The sequence below is a fragment of the Halalkalibacter krulwichiae genome (assembly GCF_002109385.1).
GTDB lineage: Bacteria > Bacillota > Bacilli > Bacillales > Bacillaceae_D > Halalkalibacter > Halalkalibacter krulwichiae.
Genome location: NZ_CP020814.1, coordinates 947,394 through 965,431 on the forward strand (window position 1 = coordinate 947,394; position 18,038 = coordinate 965,431).

The 18,038-nt window shown below is 37.5% G+C and carries 20 protein-coding genes; 16 read left to right on the forward strand and 4 right to left on the reverse strand.

What is annotated here, in order from left to right; genetic code table 11:
- Positions 1-70 precede the first annotated feature (70 nt).
- The 16 genes from BkAM31D_RS04955 to BkAM31D_RS05025 all read left to right on the forward strand — a co-directional run bounded on the left by BkAM31D_RS04955 (position 71) and on the right by BkAM31D_RS05025 (position 15,247).
- Positions 71-811 (forward strand): DUF502 domain-containing protein, encoded by a 741-nt coding sequence (locus BkAM31D_RS04955; RefSeq protein ID WP_066155428.1) that lies wholly within the window; start codon positions 71-73, stop codon positions 809-811.
- Positions 808-1,206 carry a cytidine deaminase gene (locus BkAM31D_RS04960; protein ID WP_066155425.1) on the forward strand — a complete coding sequence of 133 codons (399 nt, stop codon included), beginning with the start codon at positions 808-810 and terminating at the stop codon, positions 1,204-1,206. Before BkAM31D_RS04955 ends, BkAM31D_RS04960 begins: the two co-directional genes overlap by 4 nt.
- On the forward strand, positions 1,199-2,113 hold the full coding sequence (gene era, locus BkAM31D_RS04965; protein WP_066155419.1) for a GTPase Era: 915 nt from the start codon (positions 1,199-1,201) through the stop codon (positions 2,111-2,113). Before BkAM31D_RS04960 ends, era begins: the two co-directional genes overlap by 8 nt.
- Positions 2,114-2,448: 335 nt before the next feature.
- Entirely contained in the window at positions 2,449-2,595 is a 147-nt protein-coding gene (locus BkAM31D_RS04970) for a YqzL family protein (protein ID WP_084372237.1), read from the forward strand.
- Between the two features lie 40 nt (positions 2,596-2,635).
- Positions 2,636-3,385, forward strand: a complete 750-nt coding sequence (gene recO, locus BkAM31D_RS04975) for a DNA repair protein RecO (RefSeq protein ID WP_066155416.1) — start codon at positions 2,636-2,638, stop codon at positions 3,383-3,385.
- 307 nt (positions 3,386-3,692) lie between these two features.
- A complete protein-coding gene (glyQ, locus tag BkAM31D_RS04980) occupies positions 3,693-4,583 on the forward strand; it encodes a glycine--tRNA ligase subunit alpha (protein WP_066155413.1) in 891 nt (296 codons plus the stop codon).
- On the forward strand, positions 4,576-6,657 hold the full coding sequence (glyS, locus tag BkAM31D_RS04985) for a glycine--tRNA ligase subunit beta (protein WP_066155410.1): 2,082 nt from the start codon (positions 4,576-4,578) through the stop codon (positions 6,655-6,657). Before glyQ ends, glyS begins: the two co-directional genes overlap by 8 nt.
- A 146-nt stretch (positions 6,658-6,803) precedes the next feature.
- Positions 6,804-7,439 carry a transcriptional regulator CcpN gene (ccpN, locus tag BkAM31D_RS04990; RefSeq protein ID WP_084372235.1) on the forward strand — a complete coding sequence of 212 codons (636 nt, stop codon included), beginning with the start codon at positions 6,804-6,806 and terminating at the stop codon, positions 7,437-7,439.
- Positions 7,440-7,470: 31 nt separating this feature from the next.
- Positions 7,471-8,286: a pyruvate, water dikinase regulatory protein gene (locus tag BkAM31D_RS04995; protein ID WP_066155401.1), complete on the forward strand. Its 816-nt coding sequence runs from the start codon at positions 7,471-7,473 to the stop codon at positions 8,284-8,286.
- 349 nt (positions 8,287-8,635) lie between these two features.
- Positions 8,636-9,151 (forward strand): YaiI/YqxD family protein, encoded by a 516-nt coding sequence (locus tag BkAM31D_RS05000; RefSeq protein WP_066155398.1) that lies wholly within the window; start codon positions 8,636-8,638, stop codon positions 9,149-9,151.
- Between the two features lie 7 nt (positions 9,152-9,158).
- The gene (gene dnaG, locus BkAM31D_RS05005; protein WP_066155395.1) at positions 9,159-10,946 is read left to right on the forward strand and encodes a DNA primase; all 1,788 of its coding nucleotides are present in this window, start codon (positions 9,159-9,161) and stop codon (positions 10,944-10,946) included.
- Positions 10,947-11,001: 55 nt separating this feature from the next.
- Positions 11,002-12,120: an RNA polymerase sigma factor RpoD gene (gene rpoD, locus BkAM31D_RS05010; RefSeq protein ID WP_066155391.1), complete on the forward strand. Its 1,119-nt coding sequence runs from the start codon at positions 11,002-11,004 to the stop codon at positions 12,118-12,120.
- A 121-nt stretch (positions 12,121-12,241) separates the two neighbouring features.
- The gene (locus BkAM31D_RS23455) at positions 12,242-12,388 is read left to right on the forward strand and encodes a hypothetical protein (protein ID WP_157076832.1); all 147 of its coding nucleotides are present in this window, start codon (positions 12,242-12,244) and stop codon (positions 12,386-12,388) included.
- A 520-nt stretch (positions 12,389-12,908) separates the two neighbouring features.
- On the forward strand, positions 12,909-13,286 hold the full coding sequence (cccA, locus tag BkAM31D_RS05015) for a cytochrome c550 (RefSeq protein ID WP_066155389.1): 378 nt from the start codon (positions 12,909-12,911) through the stop codon (positions 13,284-13,286).
- Positions 13,287-13,421: 135 nt separating this feature from the next.
- On the forward strand, positions 13,422-14,129 hold the full coding sequence (locus BkAM31D_RS05020) for a tRNA (adenine(22)-N(1))-methyltransferase (protein WP_066155384.1): 708 nt from the start codon (positions 13,422-13,424) through the stop codon (positions 14,127-14,129).
- Positions 14,126-15,247, forward strand: coding sequence for a Nif3-like dinuclear metal center hexameric protein (locus tag BkAM31D_RS05025; RefSeq protein ID WP_066155381.1), 1,122 nt, complete (start codon positions 14,126-14,128; stop codon positions 15,245-15,247). Before BkAM31D_RS05020 ends, BkAM31D_RS05025 begins: the two co-directional genes overlap by 4 nt.
- Positions 15,248-15,614: 367 nt before the next feature.
- Here BkAM31D_RS05025 and BkAM31D_RS05030 read toward each other — a convergent pair whose 3' ends face one another.
- The 4 genes from BkAM31D_RS05030 to vrrA form a co-directional block, all read right to left on the reverse strand.
- On the reverse strand, positions 15,615-16,556 hold the full coding sequence (locus tag BkAM31D_RS05030; protein ID WP_066153646.1) for a 4-hydroxy-3-methylbut-2-enyl diphosphate reductase: 942 nt from the start codon (positions 16,554-16,556) through the stop codon (positions 15,615-15,617).
- Between the two features lie 129 nt (positions 16,557-16,685).
- A complete protein-coding gene (locus tag BkAM31D_RS24665) occupies positions 16,686-16,901 on the reverse strand; it encodes a hypothetical protein (protein ID WP_306807447.1) in 216 nt (71 codons plus the stop codon).
- Positions 16,898-17,179: a CarD family transcriptional regulator gene (locus BkAM31D_RS24670; protein ID WP_306807448.1), complete on the reverse strand. Its 282-nt coding sequence runs from the start codon at positions 17,177-17,179 to the stop codon at positions 16,898-16,900. Before BkAM31D_RS24670 ends, BkAM31D_RS24665 begins: the two co-directional genes overlap by 4 nt.
- Before the next feature lie 138 nt (positions 17,180-17,317).
- Positions 17,318-17,962 carry a VrrA/YqfQ family protein gene (vrrA, locus tag BkAM31D_RS05040; protein WP_066153652.1) on the reverse strand — a complete coding sequence of 215 codons (645 nt, stop codon included), beginning with the start codon at positions 17,960-17,962 and terminating at the stop codon, positions 17,318-17,320.
- Positions 17,963-18,038 lie beyond the last annotated feature (76 nt).

Sequence of the window (18,038 nt, forward strand, 5' to 3'; positions counted from 1 at the left end):
TAGAGGGCGAATTATGTTAATAACCGTTTTGAACGAATATTGAGATTGGTTGAGAGGAGCTCCCACGAATATGTGGAAAAGATTTCAGAAGAATATCATAGCTGGGATTATCTTCTTGTTACCGGCTATTGCAACAATCTATGTTATTCAATTCTTATTTGGCCTAGTTGACGCCTTTCTCGGCTCATTTATAACTGATTTCTTAAAAGCCATTAACGTTATTACCGTTGAGGAAGGACGAATTTATTTTCTTGGTGTGTACACACCTTTTTCTGAACGCTTACTTGGAATTGGATTTGTTTTGACGATTTTGTTAATTACATGGGTAGGAGCGATGAGAATTCAAGGGAGAGGGATTAAAATTTTTGGCACAATAGATCGGACGTTCCGACGAATCCCTATTGCAAATTCTATTTATACATCGGTTGAACAAGTTATTCACGCATTTGCTCAAGAGCGCTCATCATTTAAGAATGTTGTATTAGTTGAGTATCCTAGAAAAGGACTTTATACCGTCGGTTTTCAAACAGGTGAATCAAAAGGTGAAGTACAAAGAGTGACATCCAAAGAATGTATTAATGTATTTCTTCCGACGACTCCTAATCCTACTTCTGGTTGGTTAGTTCTTGTTCCGCAGCAAGATGTTATTGTCTTAAATATGACCGTTGAACAAGGATTGAAATTTATTATATCTGGTGGTGTGGTTGTTCCTCCAGATCCGGAAGCAATAATGGATAATATTGAAACAGAAGTGGACCATAACAATATGGTTGTACATGTTCGTTCAAGAAGAAAGGATGAAAATAATTGAGAAAAGAACAATTGATTGAAGAAGCTAAAAAAGCAAGAGAACAGGCCTATGTCCCGTATTCAAAATTTCCAGTAGGTGCAGCATTGCTAATGGAAGATGGAACGGTCTACTTGGGAGCTAATATTGAAAATGCTTCTTATGGGTTAACGAATTGTGCAGAGAGAACAGCATTGTTTAAAGCTTATTCAGAAGGTAATCGTAAGGTGAAGATGGTTGCAGTTGTTGCAGGGACAGACCGACCAGTACCGCCTTGTGGGGCATGTCGCCAAGTAATGGTTGAGTTGTGCGGGGCAGATACAAATGTTATACTTACTAATTTAAAGGGTGATATAGAAGAAATGACGGTAGCAGATTTGTTACCGGGAGCATTTACAGCGGAGGATATGAATGAATAATAATCAAAAAGGCTTTAAGTCAGGTTTTGTTTCAATTATTGGGCGACCTAATGTAGGGAAATCAACTTTATTAAACTATGTGATTGGTCAAAAAATTGCAATTATGTCGGACAAGCCCCAAACGACAAGAAACAAAATTCAAGGTGTTTTTACTAATAATGAAGCACAAATTGTGTTTATAGATACCCCAGGAATTCATAAACCTAAGCACAAATTAGGTGATTTCATGATGAAAGTCGCTCAAAATACTTTAAGAGAGGTTGATCTAGTTCTTTATGTGGTAGATGCTGCTGAAGCATTTGGAACTGGAGAAGAGTTTATTATTGAGCGATTGAAGGGAACAAAAACCCCTGTTTTTTTAGTAATTAATAAAATCGATAAAATCCATCCAGATGAGTTACTTAAAGTTATTGAAACGTATCGAAATAAACATGAGTTTAAAGAAGTTATTCCTATTTCAGCTCTACAAGGGAATAATGTTCCGACATTAATGGAACAGATTACAGAATACTTAGAGGAAGGCCCGCAATATTATCCGAGTGATCAAGTGACAGACCACCCAGAAAGATTTGTTGTCAGTGAGCTTATTCGTGAGAAGGTATTGCACCTAACAAGAGAGGAAATTCCTCATTCAATTGCTGTGAATGTTGAGCAAATGAAACGACGTGACAATAGTGATACAGTTTATATTGGTGCGACAATTATCGTTGAACGCAGTTCTCAAAAAGGGATTATTATTGGTAAGCAAGGTTCAATGTTAAAAGAAGTAGGAAAAAGAGCTAGGGGCGATATTGAAGCTTTACTTGGCTCAAAGGTGTTTTTAGAAATATGGGTTAAGGTTCAAAAAGATTGGCGGAATAAAGCTGCTCATTTACGTGATTTTGGTTTCCGTGAAGATGAATATTAAAAGGTATTTCAAAAGGGTTTCTGACCCTTTTGAAATACCTTTTTTATTTCTCTCACTAAGCTAAGGTAGCAGTTGAAAGATTATTGCTGTAAGGTTACTACCCTTAATAAAATTGAACATAGTAAGTCGATGTTAGTCCTGTCGTCCATTGGGCGTATATCCATTGTTTTTTTTACTTTGAAAGCTTATGATAATGATAACAACATGTTTTGGAGATTGTGAAAAAGTCAAGGGTTTTTAATTAGCAATTTTTCCATAACATGATTTCAGAAAAGAAGGTCATCATACAAGTATAGAGCGTTGCAGTCTTATGAAGAAGAAAGGTGGATTCTGATATGCTCGATTTTTCATGGAAAGTCTTTTCAATGACAGGTAATGTGGATACGTATTTATTGTTGAAAGAACTAGAGCGCGATTCAGAGGAACAATTCGGACAAGAAGACGTACAGGAGATGGAAATATCAGACGCTCCGACGCATTAGTCGTATGTTGACACCTCACAAGGATGTGTGGTGAAAGAAAATGATTCATAAAGTTGAGGGAATAGTAATTCGGACTACGGATTACGGAGAGTCAAATAAAATAGTTACTTTATTCACAAGAGAATTAGGAAAAATTGGTGTTATGTCAAGAGGAGCAAAAAAGCCGAAAAATCGCTTTTCGGCTGCTTCTCAACTATTCATGTATGGAACTTTTGTATTTCAGAGAGGTTCTGGCTTAGGACAGTTAAATCAAGCGGATATAACAAACTCATTTCGAGAGGTACGAAACGATCTATTTTTAGCCTCTTATGGATCGTACATAGTTGAGTTAACAGATAAGTTAACAGAAGAGAGTCAAAGAAATCCTTTCCTTTTCGAATTGCTTTATCAAACTCTTCATTATTTGGATGAAGGGATAGACCCGGAAGTGTTGTTAAGAATATATGAACTTAAAATGCTAGCTGTTGCTGGAATCAAACCAGAATTAGATCAATGTGTAAGTTGTGGTTCTCAAGAGTTACCTATAGCGTTCTCGATTCGACATGCAGGTTTTTTATGTAGAAGCTGCTTATATAAAGATGAAAGAGCATTCAAGCTTTCAAGTCATGCTGCTCGTTTATTAAGATTGTTCTATTACATTGATTTAACAAGGCTTGGCCAAATTTCGTTAAAAAAAGAAACGAAGCAAGAGCTAGAGAAAGTAATTTCTGCTTACTACGATGAATATTCTGGGCTGCGTTTAAAATCAAAAAGATTTCTAGAACAAATGCAAAGAATGGGGTTTGATTGATCGTGTGTTGACAGTGAAGTTGAATTTAAGTATGATGCTAATAATAGTATATGGTGCATAGAAGGAAAGGAGTATTTACACATCTTTGAGAAAGCGAACCTAGGGTGGTGAGAGCTAGGGCTCAAACGTGTAAAGAAGGCATTCTGGAGCACATTCGTTGAAAGTGATTGAAGCTAACCTTCAATAATTAGGGTGGAACCGCGGGAAAAACTCTCGTCCCTATGTCTTTTTGGACATAAGGATGAGGGTTTTTTTATGCTTTTAACATGTGAATGCATCATATCAAGAATTGAGGAGGTAGGAAATAGTGAATGTTCAAAATATGATTTTGACTTTACAAGAATTTTGGTCGAAACAAAATTGTATGATTATGCAAGCGTATGATACGGAAAAAGGGGCTGGAACGATGAGCCCATTTACTTTATTGCGTACGATTGGTCCGGAGCCTTGGAATGTTGCATATGTCGAGCCGTCTAGAAGACCAGCGGATGGAAGGTATGGAGAAAATCCAAATAGACTTTACCAACATCACCAATTCCAAGTCATTATGAAACCTTCTCCAATTAATATTCAAGAGCTGTACTTAAAAAGCTTAGAAGCTCTTGGAATTAACCCTTTAGAGCATGATATTCGCTTTGTAGAGGATAACTGGGAGAATCCAACACTGGGCTGTGCAGGCTTAGGGTGGGAAGTTTGGTTAGATGGAATGGAAATAACGCAGTTTACGTATTTTCAACAAGTTGGTGGATTGGAAGCAAACCCTGTATCGGCAGAGATAACATATGGCCTTGAAAGACTTGCTTCATATATCCAGGATAAAGAAAATGTATTTGACCTTGAGTGGGTAGAAGGTTTTACGTACGGTGATATTTTCAAACAACCTGAATATGAACATTCAAAATATACATTTGAAGTTTCTGACAGTCAAATGCTCTTCTCTCTTTTTGGGACATACGAACAAGAAGCCAAAAGAGCGTTAGACGAAAACCTGGTTTTTCCAGCGTATGATTATATCTTGAAATGCTCACATACTTTTAACCTTCTTGATGCAAGAGGAGCAATTTCGGTTACAGAACGTACAGGGTACATTGGACGTGTAAGAAATTTGGCGAGAGCAGCAGCGAAACTTTACTATGATGAGCGTGAAAGACTTGGTTTTCCTATGTTGAAAAAGAAGGAGGGAGAAATCAATGGCTAATAAAGACTTTTTATTAGAAATTGGGCTCGAGGAGTTACCAGCCCGCTTCGTAACAGATTCAATGAATCAATTAGAAGAAAAGGTAAAGGCTTGGTTATCGGCAGAACGCCTACAATATGAAGGTATTGAAGCATTCGCAACACCAAGGAGATTGGCAATTTTAATAAATGGCCTTGAACAGAATCAATCAGATATTGAAGAAGAAGCAAAAGGTCCAGCAAGAAAAATAGCATTTGATGAAGAAGGAAATTGGTCTAAAGCGGCAGTTGGTTTCGCGAGAGGCCAAGGGGTAAATACAGATGATTTATTCTTTAAAGAAATAAAAGGTGTTGAATATATCTTTGCAAAGAAATTCATTAAAGGGAAGAAAACGAAGGAACTTCTCCCTGCCTTAAAAGATATAATCACATCTTTGCATTTCCCTAAAAACATGCGATGGGGAAGCAATGATCTTCGTTTTGCTCGACCAATTCGATGGCTAGTTGCCTTGTATGGTACGGAAGTAGTTCCTTTTTCAATTACATCAATTGAAACAGGTGCGAAGACGTATGGACATCGATTCTTGGGAAAAGAAGTAGAAATCTCAGAACCGAAAGAATACAGCTTAGCTTTATTGGGCCAATATGTACTAGTAAATCCTGATGAACGAAAGATAGCAATTCGGAATCAAATTGAGGCAATGACTGAAGGAAATGGATGGATTGTCCCAATTGATGAGGATCTACTAGAGGAAGTTACACATCTTGTAGAATACCCGACTGCGCTTTCTGGGAGTTTTGACGAAGATTTCCTGACGCTTCCGAAAGAAGTCTTAATTACATCAATGAGAGAGCATCAACGTTATTTCCCTGTCGAGAATGAAAAAGGTGAGTTATTGCCTTATTTCATTACTGTTCGTAATGGTGATCATCAGCATTTAGAAAACGTCTCAAAGGGTAATGAAAAGGTTTTAAGAGCGAGATTATCGGATGCTGCATTCTTTTATAGTGAAGATCAAAAATTAGCTATTAACGATGCTCTTAAGCGTTTAGAGCAAATTGTTTATCATGAAGAATTAGGTTCAATTGGAGACAAAGTACGCCGTGTTGGAGAAGGTGTAAATAAGCTTACTGAATTGCTTTTGGTTGATGCTAACACTAAGCAAACCGCTAGTCGCATTGCTGAAATAGGAAAGTTTGACCTTGTCACACAAATGGTGTACGAGTTCCCAGAACTGCAAGGCCGAATGGGTGAGGTTTATTCGGAGCTTGCAGGAGAACCGAATGAAGTAGCAAAGGGAATTAATGAGCACTATCAACCTAGATTTGCAGGCGACAATAGCCCTTCAACATTAGCGGCTACCATTGTAAGTTTAGCTGAAAAATTAGATACAATTGTTACATGTTTCGCAATTGGTTTAATACCGACGGGCTCTCAAGATCCTTATGCTTTAAGAAGGCAGGCAGCTGGAGTAGTTCAGATGGTTAAAGATTACTCTCTTGATGTAAAAGTAGAGCAACTGCTTGAAATTAGTTTAGAAGTTGCAGAAAGTCGAAATTTATTAAAAAGAGAAACAGAAGAAATCAAAGTAGATCTTATTGATTTCTTTAGATTAAGAGTTAAAGCTTTGTTACAAGAAGAAGGGGTACAATACGATGTCATTGATGCAGTGTTAACTAATGAAATTGGTCATGTACCGACAATCATTAAAAAAGCATTGTTAATTTCTGAAGTGAGAGAGCAGGAATCGTTCAAAAAGGTTGTAGAAGCATTAAGTCGTGTTACGAATATATCCAAAAAAGTTACTGATAAAGGAGAAATCAATCCAAAGTTATTCGAGAAAAACGAGGAAAACGAACTTTATCAGCTGTATATTGATTTGTCTTCTAAGGTTAAGCAAGCTTTAAAAGAAAATAATGTACAGGAAGCGTATGATGCACTTGCAAGTTCTGAACCTGTGATTAATCAATACTTTGATCATATTATGGTAATGGCTGAAGATGAAAAATTACGTAATAACCGCTTAAATCAGATGAGTGCCTTGGCTGAAATCATTCGATCATTTGCTCAATTTCAAGCGATTGTTTTTGCTTAATCGTACATTAAGTTCATCCTATTTAAGCTATACTAAATTAATAAAAACAAAAAAATGAGTGATATCACTTTTCATAGGGGCTTTCATTCGTATATAATAATCTCGTATTAGTATAGCACTTTGGGTGCTAAGGATGGTGAAATCCAATCGAACTGACAAGCCGGCAAGAACAAATTATTGAAATTGTAAAGCATAATGGTCCAATTACGGGTGAACAGATAGCAGAACAGCTATCTCTTACTCGTGCTACGTTAAGGCCCGATTTAGCAATTCTTACTATGGCGGGATATCTAGATGCAAGACCGCGTGTTGGATATTTTTATACCGGAAAATCTGGTAGTCAACTATTAGCAGATAAAGTTAAACATATTACAGTTAATGATTATCAGTCACGTCCTGTTGTCGTACAGCAATCTGTTTCAGTTTATGATGCGATTTGTACGATGTTTCTTGAGGATGTCGGCACGCTATTCGTAGTCGATGCAAATAATACGTTAGTTGGGGTACTCTCAAGAAAAGATTTATTACGTGCAAGTTTAGGAAAGCAAGCGCTTGAATCTATCCCTGTAAGTATTATTATGACGAGAATGCCTAATATAACTGTATGCAAGAAAGAAGATTTAATAATTGAAGTGGCCAATAAATTAATTGATAAACAAATTGATGGTTTACCAATTATTGAAGAAGTTGACCGTGGATCTGGATTTGAAGTAATTGGTCGTATTACGAAAACGAATATTACAGCGCTACTTGTTGATTTAGCTAACGACGAAGTGATTTAAGGAATTTGAGTAGTAAGGAGGGGGAAGGTGAATGGAAGAGTTTAAGCAGCGTCCTGTAGTGTATGTCGTTTCTGATTCAGTTGGAGAAACTGCTGAACTCGTTGTTAAAGCAGCTGCTAGTCAATTCAGTAGTGCAGGACTCGAAGTTCGAAGAATTCCATATGTAGAAGATAAGCAAACAATTGAAGAGGTGGTCATTCTGGCAAGCAAAGCGAAGGCACTAATCGCCTTTACTCTAGTTGTTCCAGAGATTAAAGACCACCTGACAGCTTTAGCTAAAGAGGCTGAGGTAGAAATAGTAGATATAATCGGTCCAATGATAGAAAAGATTGGACAGTTAACAAATAAATCAGCTCGATATGAACCGGGATTAATTTATCGTCTTGATGAAGATTATTTTCGAAAAGTTGAAGCTATCGAGTTCGCAGTGAAATATGATGATGGTCGAGACCCAAGAGGGATTGTGAGAGCAGATATCGTACTTATTGGTGTTTCTAGAACTTCCAAAACACCATTGTCTCAATATTTAGCTCATAAGCGTTTAAAGGTAGCGAATGTCCCACTAGTACCAGAAGTTGAACCTCCAAAAGAGTTGTTTCATGTTTCACCGAAAAAGTGCGTAGGGTTAAAGATTAGCCCTGAAAAGCTTAATGATATTCGGGCTGAACGTTTAAAGGCTCTTGGTCTAAAAGCACAGGCTAATTATGCTAATCTTGATAGAATTAAAGAAGAATTAGCTTATGCAGAGAAAATTATGGATAGGATTGGTTGTCCTGTTATTGATGTCTCAAATAAGGCAGTAGAGGAAACGGCTAATCTAATCTCGAGTATGTTCTTGAAAAAATAATCATTGATTAGAGTATCTTGTGCAAACAAGGTGCTCTTTTTTAGTGAAAACAAAATCAGGAAAAGTAATTTATCTCTAAGTATGTGATAAACCATTTTACTTCATAAAATGACCAAGAATGACTAAATGCTTTGCAAGAAAGCAAAACTTGCGTATAATAAAGAATTGTGATTCTAGAGAATTTTTTTTGTCATAAAGAAAAAAAGAACAAATAAATTTTAAAAGTCAAGACTTTTTCTTCGTTTTTTGGTAATGATAGTAAGGATAAAAAAACAAATCAAGTGGCATTTGTTTCGTTCGACAAATATCTACGAAATTCTTTAAAATGATAGCAGGATTTTTGAGAGGGATGTTGAATTCAACTAATATGAATCATATAGTTCGAATAGTATATGTTGATGCTGACGCATGTCCGGTAAAAAATGAAATAGTGGAAGTTTGTGAGCAATTCAAAGTAAAGATGGTCTTTGTGTCTTCTTACTCCCATTTCTTAACATTGCCGTCTTCAGTAAAAGTTGTCACTGTCGATAATGAAAAAGAGGCTACAGATCTTTATTTGATGAATCATGTCAAAAAAGGGGACGTATGTGTGACCCAAGATCATGCTCTTGCTTCGATTTTGTTATCAAAAGGGGTTGAAACATTATCTCCTAGGGGATTACTCTATAACGAAGATACAATCGTTCAAATGCTTGATGCACGGTATTTATCACAGAAACAGCGGAGGATGGGTGGAAAAACAAAAGGGCCTAAAGCCTTTCAACAAGAGGATCGTTTAAAATTTATTAACCAATTGTCAAAAATTCTCTCAAAAAAAGAAGGATCTTCGCAAAAAAGCTCGAATTTTAAAGACTTAAGATGGTGATGACATAATGAGCATAAGGATACCAGATGAGAAGGTTGATCTAATTAGACGCTCATCAGATATTGTCGAAGTAATAAGTGATTATGTACAACTAAAAAAGCAAGGTCGACAATATATTGGATTATGTCCCTTTCACGGTGAAAAATCACCTTCATTTTCTGTCTCACCTGATAAGCAGTTATATCATTGCTTCGGCTGTGGGGCAGGCGGTAATGTTTTTTCCTTTTTAATGGAAATTGAAGGGATTACCTTTATTGAATCTGTTAATAAATTAGGTACAAAATTGAATATCGAGTTGCCTGAATCAGCTAATTCGGCAACAAAGCCTGCAGATGGGCCTCGCGAACGAATGAAATCTGCTCATGAGATTGCTGCAAAGCTGTATTATCATGTTCTTACATTAACGGAGCAAGGAGCAGATGGACGTAATTACGTGAAAGAAAGAGGATTTACTCGGGAACAGATTGAGCGATTTCAAATTGGATTTGCTCCTGATCGCTGGGACTCTCTTACAACGATTTTAAGTAAGCGGCAATATTCTCTTGATTTAATGGTTGAGGCGGGGTTAGTAGGAGAAAGAGAATCCAAGGATGGATATTTTGATCGCTTTAGAAACAGACTTATGTTTCCGATATGGGATGGTCAAGGAAGGGTAATTGCTTTTGGGGGCCGAACTATATCTGATGAGAAACCAAAGTATTTAAATAGTGCTGATACACCGATTTTCCATAAAGGACAGACGTTATACGGCTTGCATCTAGCACGACCTTCTATACGTAAGGAAGGTACGGTCATTTTATTTGAAGGATATATTGATGTAATAGCTGCTTGGGGAGCTGGCTTTTCAAACGCTATTGCTACTCTTGGTACTGCTCTAACGGAAGAACAAGCTAAAATAATAAGGCGAAATGCTGAAACAGTTACCATTTGTTACGATTCCGATCAAGCTGGAATTAATGCAGCTTTTAAATCTGCAAATATTTTAGAACAGGCAGGCTGTGTAATTAAAATTGCTGATATGCCTGAGGGCTTAGACCCCGATGACTATATCCGTACATACGGTGCTAATCGATTTAAATCGGATGTAATAGGGGCAAGCTTGACATTTATGTCTTTCAAAATGCGTTACTTACGTCGCGGGAAAAATTTAGCAAATGAATCGGAGCGAATGCGCTATATTGAGGAGGTTCTTTCTGAAATCTCATCGCTTCCTCGAGCGGTAGAAAGAGACCACTATTTGCGTCAAATTGCTGATGAATTTTCATTGTCTCTTGAAGCTTTAAAACAAGAACAATACCAAATTTACCGGGCTAATAGGAAAGAAAAGACTTACTCTTCCGAAAAGAAAGTTACACCCCGCAGGTCGTTTGAGACTAAAAAGTTATTACCAGCTTATCAAAATGCCGAACGATTGTTGCTCGCGCATATGATGAGAAATGTTGAGGTAGCCGAAACTGTTCAAGAGCAGATTGGTGGTGCGTTTAACATTGAGGAACATCAAGCAATTGCTGCTTTTCTTTATGCCTTTTATGGAGAAGGGAATGAAGCTAACCCTAGTCTGTTCATCCAAAGCTTAAAAGATGAAAAGCTGATTCGAATAGCGGCAGAGCTTGGAATGCTTTCGGTAAATGAAGAATATCACGAGAAAGAAATTCAAGACTATATGAAACAGATTGAAACTTATCCAAAGCGGGTACAAATACAGAAGAAAGAACTTGAAATGAAACGGGAACAAGATCCACTGCAAGCGGCAAAGTTGTTAATGGAGATCAACCGTATGAAACAAGAACTTTAACAGAAATGTACGAGGCAAGAGGCTTTGGTTTTGAACAATGGAAGGAGGGGATCGAATGGCAGATAAACCACTACGCCCATTAGCAGAAGGTGAATTGTCCATCGATCAAGTAAAAGAACAATTAGTGGAGATAGGTAAAAAGCGTGGGGTCCTATCATATGCAGAAATTACAGAGAAACTAGCTGCATTTGATCAGGATTCAGATCAAATGGATGAATTTTTCGAATACCTTGGTGAACAAGGGGTTGAAGTTCTGAATGAAACAGACGATGTTCCGAATCTCCAGCAAGCAGCAAAGGATGAAGAAGAGTTTGACCTAAATGATTTAAGTGTACCGCCAGGAATAAAAATAAATGATCCTGTTCGTATGTATTTAAAAGAAATTGGTCGTGTTCCCCTTCTTTCAGCTGAGGAAGAAATTGAGCTTGCCAAACGTATAGAACAGGGAGACGAAGAAGCGAAGAGAAGACTAGCTGAAGCTAACTTACGTCTTGTTGTATCGATCGCAAAAAGGTATGTAGGTCGTGGGATGTTATTCCTGGATTTAATCCAAGAAGGAAATATGGGGCTTATTAAAGCTGTTGAGAAGTTTGATTATGAAAAAGGATATAAATTTAGTACGTATGCTACATGGTGGATAAGACAGGCGATTACTCGTGCAATTGCCGATCAAGCCAGGACAATTCGTATTCCGGTTCATATGGTTGAAACGATTAATAAATTAATTCGAGTTCAGCGCCAGCTTCTACAAGATTTTGGTCGTGAGCCTACACCGGAAGAAGTAGCTCAAGAGATGGACTTAACTCCAGATAAAGTGCGAGAAATCTTAAAGATTGCTCAAGAACCAGTTTCTCTTGAAACGCCAATCGGTGAGGAAGATGACTCCCACCTAGGTGATTTTATCGAGGATCAGGAAGCTCTTGCTCCTTCAGATGCAGCTGCTTATGAATTGTTAAAAGAACAATTAGAAGATGTTCTTGATACTTTAACAGATAGAGAAGAAAATGTATTACGTTTACGTTTTGGTCTTGATGATGGACGGACTAGAACTTTAGAAGAAGTTGGGAAAGTATTTGGAGTTACTCGTGAACGAATTCGTCAAATTGAAGCGAAAGCTTTAAGAAAACTTCGTCACCCTAGCCGAAGCAAGCGATTAAAAGACTTCCTTGAATAAAATTTAGAGCTTTATTTAAACGTTTTAGATCGCTAGCTATTAATTCAAATTGGTCTTGTTCAATATAAATCATTTTGATTTTGAGAACAGGCCTTTTGATTTTTTTTGTGCGGAGGCAAGGATGGACAAGCATAGAAAAGAGATTATTATTAGAGAAATTCAATATTGGAAAAAGTCTAAGCTCTTGCCAGACCATTACTGTGATTTTCTTCTCACGCTTTATTCCGAAGGAGAACAATACAAGATGAGTCAAATCAATCTAAGATAAACGTTAAAAGTGTTTATCTATTGATAGCCGTAAAACTTTTATTTCTTTTAGCAGTTCTTGTCATTTATTTTACTGATTTTTCCTTAGCAATGCAAATAGTGAGCATCAGTTTTATTCTGTTAACAACTATCATAATTGCTAAAAATACGCCAAATACCCTTTTATTTAGTTTATACTCTATCATTTCGGCCATTATTTTATTTTTGTTATCGATTAACATTGTTGTTGTATTGACAGATAACTCATTCTATTTACTAATGACAATAATCGGGCATGCCCTTACCTGGTTCTATGTTGGCCGGAAATGGTCTATGCGAATCTTTACGATATCAGCTATTTTAGCTATACTTTTAATAATGATTTTTCTTTTTCGTTAAAAGAGTGACAAAAAAAGCAAAATCAATAAGTAGCCCTTTTCATTAAGGATGATATAAAGTAGAATGATAAGGGAATCTTTAACGTCTACATAGTTGTTTGACGATATGTGTTGATCCGATATAACGTAAAGGAGGATATGACGATGAAGGGAAGACCACTTTTACCTTTTGCTGTCACTGCAATTGTTGGAATCTTACTTATGATAGCACTTTCTTTTGTAGGGCTGAACCAACGTGAAGCAATGAATGCAGATGAAGCAGAGGGAACAGAAGAAGTAACAGAATTTGAAGATCCAGTTACAGCTGGACAAGAACTTGCTCAACAGTCATGTATTGGCTGTCACGGTGGAGATCTTGCTGGTGGTGCTGGGCCAGCGCTGACAGACCTAGATGGAGTTTATTCTGCTGAAGAAATCACTGACATTATTTTAAATGGATATGGTGCGATGCCTGCTATTTCTAACTTAAATGATGTTGAAGCCGATGCAATTGCTCAGTACCTTCTTGCAGGAGCTGAATAATAGTTTGAAGACGAGAGTGATGGCGCTCTCGTCTTTTCTTTTAGTTTACTAAATTGTCACGCATGGCTATAGAGTTGAAATTAATATTTTTTATGAGTAGTATGAAATAAAATGAATATAATGTAGGGTGATAAAATGAATGAGAAGCAGTTATCCGAGAGGCTCGTTCGAGTAGCCAATTACGTTCCGAATGGGGCAAAAATAGCTGATATTGGGTCTGATCATGCGTACTTACCTTGTTACTTATGCATACAAGATGACAAAGTAACAGCGATTGCTGGAGAGGTGAATGAAGGACCTTATCAGTCAGCGAAGAAACAAGTGGAAAAAGTAAATTTAGAAAACCGCATTGAAGTTAGAAAAGGAAATGGTTTAGCTGTAATAGAAAAAGGGGAAGTTGATACGATTACGATTGCTGGGATGGGAGGAGGATTGATTGCGACCATTCTTGATGAAGGAAAGGATAAGTTAATAGGTGTAAAAAAACTAATCTTACAACCCAATGTCTCTGCAGATCTAATTAGGCTATGGTTAAGGGAACATGGATGGTTACTTATAGCGGAAGAGATAATTGAAGAAGATGAAAAAATCTATGAAATACTTGTAGCTGAACCTGGTGACGATACAGAATTATATGCAGAAAAAACTAAGGAAAAGCTCTTACTTGGACCTTTCTTAATTCAACAACGAAATGAGACGTTTAAAAAGAAGTGGAGTTATGAAATCGCTAACTGGAAAAGAATATTACAGGAATTCGAAAAAGCAACTGAAACAGATCAAGTAAAGCAAAAACGAAACGAGTTAAGAGAGCAAATTCAGATGGTTGAGGAGGTAATAAAATGAGTAGATACATAAATGGTCAAGCGATTATTCAATACTTTGAACAATGGTCTCCGAAGTCTTATGCAGTTGAAGGTGATAAAAATGGCTTAATGATTGGAACATTAAATAAGCCTATAAAAAAAGTGTTAATAGCCCTTGATGTATTGGAAAACGTGATGGACGAAGCGATTGAGGAGCAGGTTGATCTCATTATAGCTCACCATCCATTGATCTTTAGACCATTAAAGAAAATTGATATTGGGACACCGCATGGAAGAATTGTAGAAAAGGCAATTAAACATGATATCGCAATTTATGCAGCTCATACGAATCTAGATGTGGCTCAAGGTGGAGTAAATGACATGATGGCTGATGCACTCGGACTGAAGCGAACGGAAGTGCTTTCACCTACTCAATCTGTTGATTTGAAAAAGGTCGTTGTCTTTGTTCCTGAAACACATGTTACACAGTTGAGAGACGCTCTAGGAGAAGCGGGGGCAGGTCATATAGGTAATTATAGTCATTGCACGTTTAACAGCAAGGGGACGGGAACTTTTAAGCCAGAGGAAGGAACAAATCCTTATATTGGTCATCAAGGAGAAATGGAGTTTGTGGAAGAGGTTAAGGTCGAGACAATTATCCCGAGCCACCTTCAAAAAAGAATCATAACAACTATCTTAAAAGCACATCCATATGAGGAACCAGCTTTTGACATTTTTCCTTTAGATAATAAAGGAGAAGTATTAGGATTAGGAAGAATTGGGGAATTGGAAGATGAAATGACTCTTGCTCAATTTGCAGACCATGTAAAAGCAGTTTTTGATGTTAAAGGAGCTCGCGTCGTAGGCGACTTACAAACGAGAGTAAAGAAAGTTGCTGTACTAGGTGGAGATGGTAATAAATATATGAACACAGCAATCTTTAAAGGAGCAGATGTGTTTGTGACAGGTGATGTTTATTATCATGTTGCCCACGATGCTATGATGGACGGCCTAAATATCGTTGACCCAGGTCACAACGTCGAAAAGATTATGAAAGAAGGCGTAAAATCCTATTTAGAACAATATCTAACCAAACAAAACTACCAAACAAAAGTAATCGCCTCAAAACCAAACACCGACCCCTTCCAATTTGTATAAGAGATCTAGAAAAAAGGTCGCCTTTTACCTTTTTTCTAGATCTCGTAGCATTGAGCGGAACCGCTGCCAGGTCTTAAGGGCTCTGAGTGGTTTTCTCAGAGACCGCGCAGCGAGAGAAGCCAATGCAACATCCTTGAATTGACTTAAAAGAAAAAAGGTCGCCTTTTACCTTTTTTCTAGATCTCGTAGCATTGAGCGGAACCGCTGCCAGGTCTTAAGGGCTCTGAGTGGTTTTCTCAGAGACCGCGCAGAGAGAGAAGCCAATGCAACATCCTTGAATTGACTTAAAAGAAAAAAGGTCGCCTTTTACCTTTTTTCTAGATCTCGCAAAAAGGCCCATGATTAATCATGGGCCTTAATATTTTTATTATTTTTGTTTCACTTTAGGAAGTATCTTTTTGAGTGTTACTTTATGTTCGATTTCCCATGTTGATTCATCTTCTGAGTCATAATTTTCAAGAAAAGCGATAACTTCCTTTGTTATTGGAGTGGGGGTTGAAGCACCAGATGTTACACCAACAGTTTGTACACCTTTTAACCATTCCAATTTCAACTCAGAGAGATCACCAATTCGGTAAGCTGTTGTTCCTGCTATTTGTTCTGATACTTGAGCTAAACGATTTGAGTTATTGCTCTTAGGATCGCCTACGACAATGACTAGGTCGCATTCTTTTGCTTGTTCAGCAACAGCTTCTTGACGAACTTGAGTTGCAAGACAAATTTCATTATGCACTTCAGCGCTAGGGAATAATTCCATTGCCTTTTTCATGATTTCACTTACATCCCATTGACTCATAGTTGTCTGATTTGTGATAATAATTTTGTCATTTTCGATTGATAAACTTTCAACGTCAGAAATTGATTCCACAAGGTGAACAGCATCCGGTGCTACGCCGATTGCTCCTTCTGGCTCTGGGTGACCTTTTTTACCTACATAGATGATTTCGTATCCATTCGCAACTTGTTCACGTATTAAGTCGTGTGTACGTGTTACATCTGGACATGTTGCATCAACTACGGTCAACCCTTTTTCCTTCGCAAGTTTCCTAACTTCAGGTGAAACACCGTGCGCTGTGAAAATGACAGTTCCTTTATCAACTTGCTTAAGAATTTCCACGCGGTTTGGACCATCTAATGAAACGATCCCTTCATCTTCAAAAGCATCTGTTACATGCTTGTTATGAACAATCATACCTAAAATATAAATCGGTCTTGGTAAATCCAAGTTAGCTGCAGCTTGTCTAGCTAATACCATTGCATCAACAACACCATAGCAATATCCCCTTGGAGAAATTTTCTTAACGTTCATGAAAGGCCTCCTACTAATAGAACTACATTAAGTGTTCTTTTAAAAAGAATAGCACCATTCGTTAATACGAATGGTGTATGTTCTTAACCTATTATTTAGTATAAAGGAGTTTCTAATCACTGACAATCCTTACGCTTCTTTTAACTCGCTAAGTGCTTCATCAATGAATTCGTATGCTTGCTCCTCTGTCATATCATTGACGAGAACTAACTCACTCGCGATCATTTGTCGAGCTTTTTGTAAGTGATTACGATCTTGGATGTGGAGGCCATTTGCCCGTTCTGTTTGTTTCTTTGAAAGAGAAGAAATCAGATGAGCTGCATCAATGATGCTCCCGCTCTTCAATAGATTTTCGGTCTCACGTGAGAAGTGACTTGTAGAAGGGGGATCTCAGGTCCATTTTGTAATGCATCTACAAGATTATCTAACTCTGATTGCTCTATCACCTTACGTAAACCAGAATCGTTGATTTTAGTTTCTGGAAGCATAAGTTTCACATCAACTAGTGGAAAATTCAGAATAAAATAAGAGTGTGTTTCTCCTAACACATCTTTTTCTTCGATGTCTTGAATTGTTCCAGCACCGTGATAAGGATAGACTACGTGATCGCCAACTTTAAACATGGGCATTCCTCCAATCGGGTAGTAATCACAGTATAACATAAAAGAAAATAAAAGTAAATTTTACTATTTTGCTCATACTGTTGTCAATAAAAAATGTTGGAAAATGTGTTCGCGGTAGTTAGTTTACCCTACTTTTGTTTAAACATACAATTTTGGTAAAGGAATACCATCAACTTTTTTTGGTTTGAACATAGTACCAGACTTCTGCCGACTTATGTTTCTTTGAGAATTTGTTACTGAATCTATAGGCTCGGATTCGGTTACTTCAGCAATCGGTATGTGAGTAGTTTCTACCTCATTATTATTCCATTCAGAGGTATGAATAGGTTCTGAGGTTGCATTTACTGATGTTTCTGGTTCATCAGTGTTAAATGAGGAGCTTTCGTCAGTTGAGTTGTTACTTCTCATGATCTTTAATATAGCTGGAGCATTTCGAATCAGTGGACCATATTGATGAATCATAGGAAGAACTTGCTGTGTTAAACCTAATACTTTCTGTGCATTCGTTAACATATTTGCAAGATTTACTCCACCTGAAGCTGCTGAAGATAGTCCTCCCATCATAGGTCCAGAGGCTGCAGTTGGTGCCCCTCCTAGACCGCCTCCGAGTCCGCCAAGTAATCTAGAAAGAAAGCCACCTCCTCCTCTCATTGCTTGACCTCCTAAGCCTGTCATCGCAGATTGCATCGGAACTCCAGAAAACATTGTGCCTGCTTGTGACATGCCTTGTAGAGGAGCCTGCATTGGCATTGAGCTAAATGGTGGTCCAAAAAATGGCTGCATGTAAAAGTCTCCTTTCAAAAAATCAATCCTATTAAAAGTGTACTGGCTGTTTTTTTGGGGAAAAATAAAAATAAAT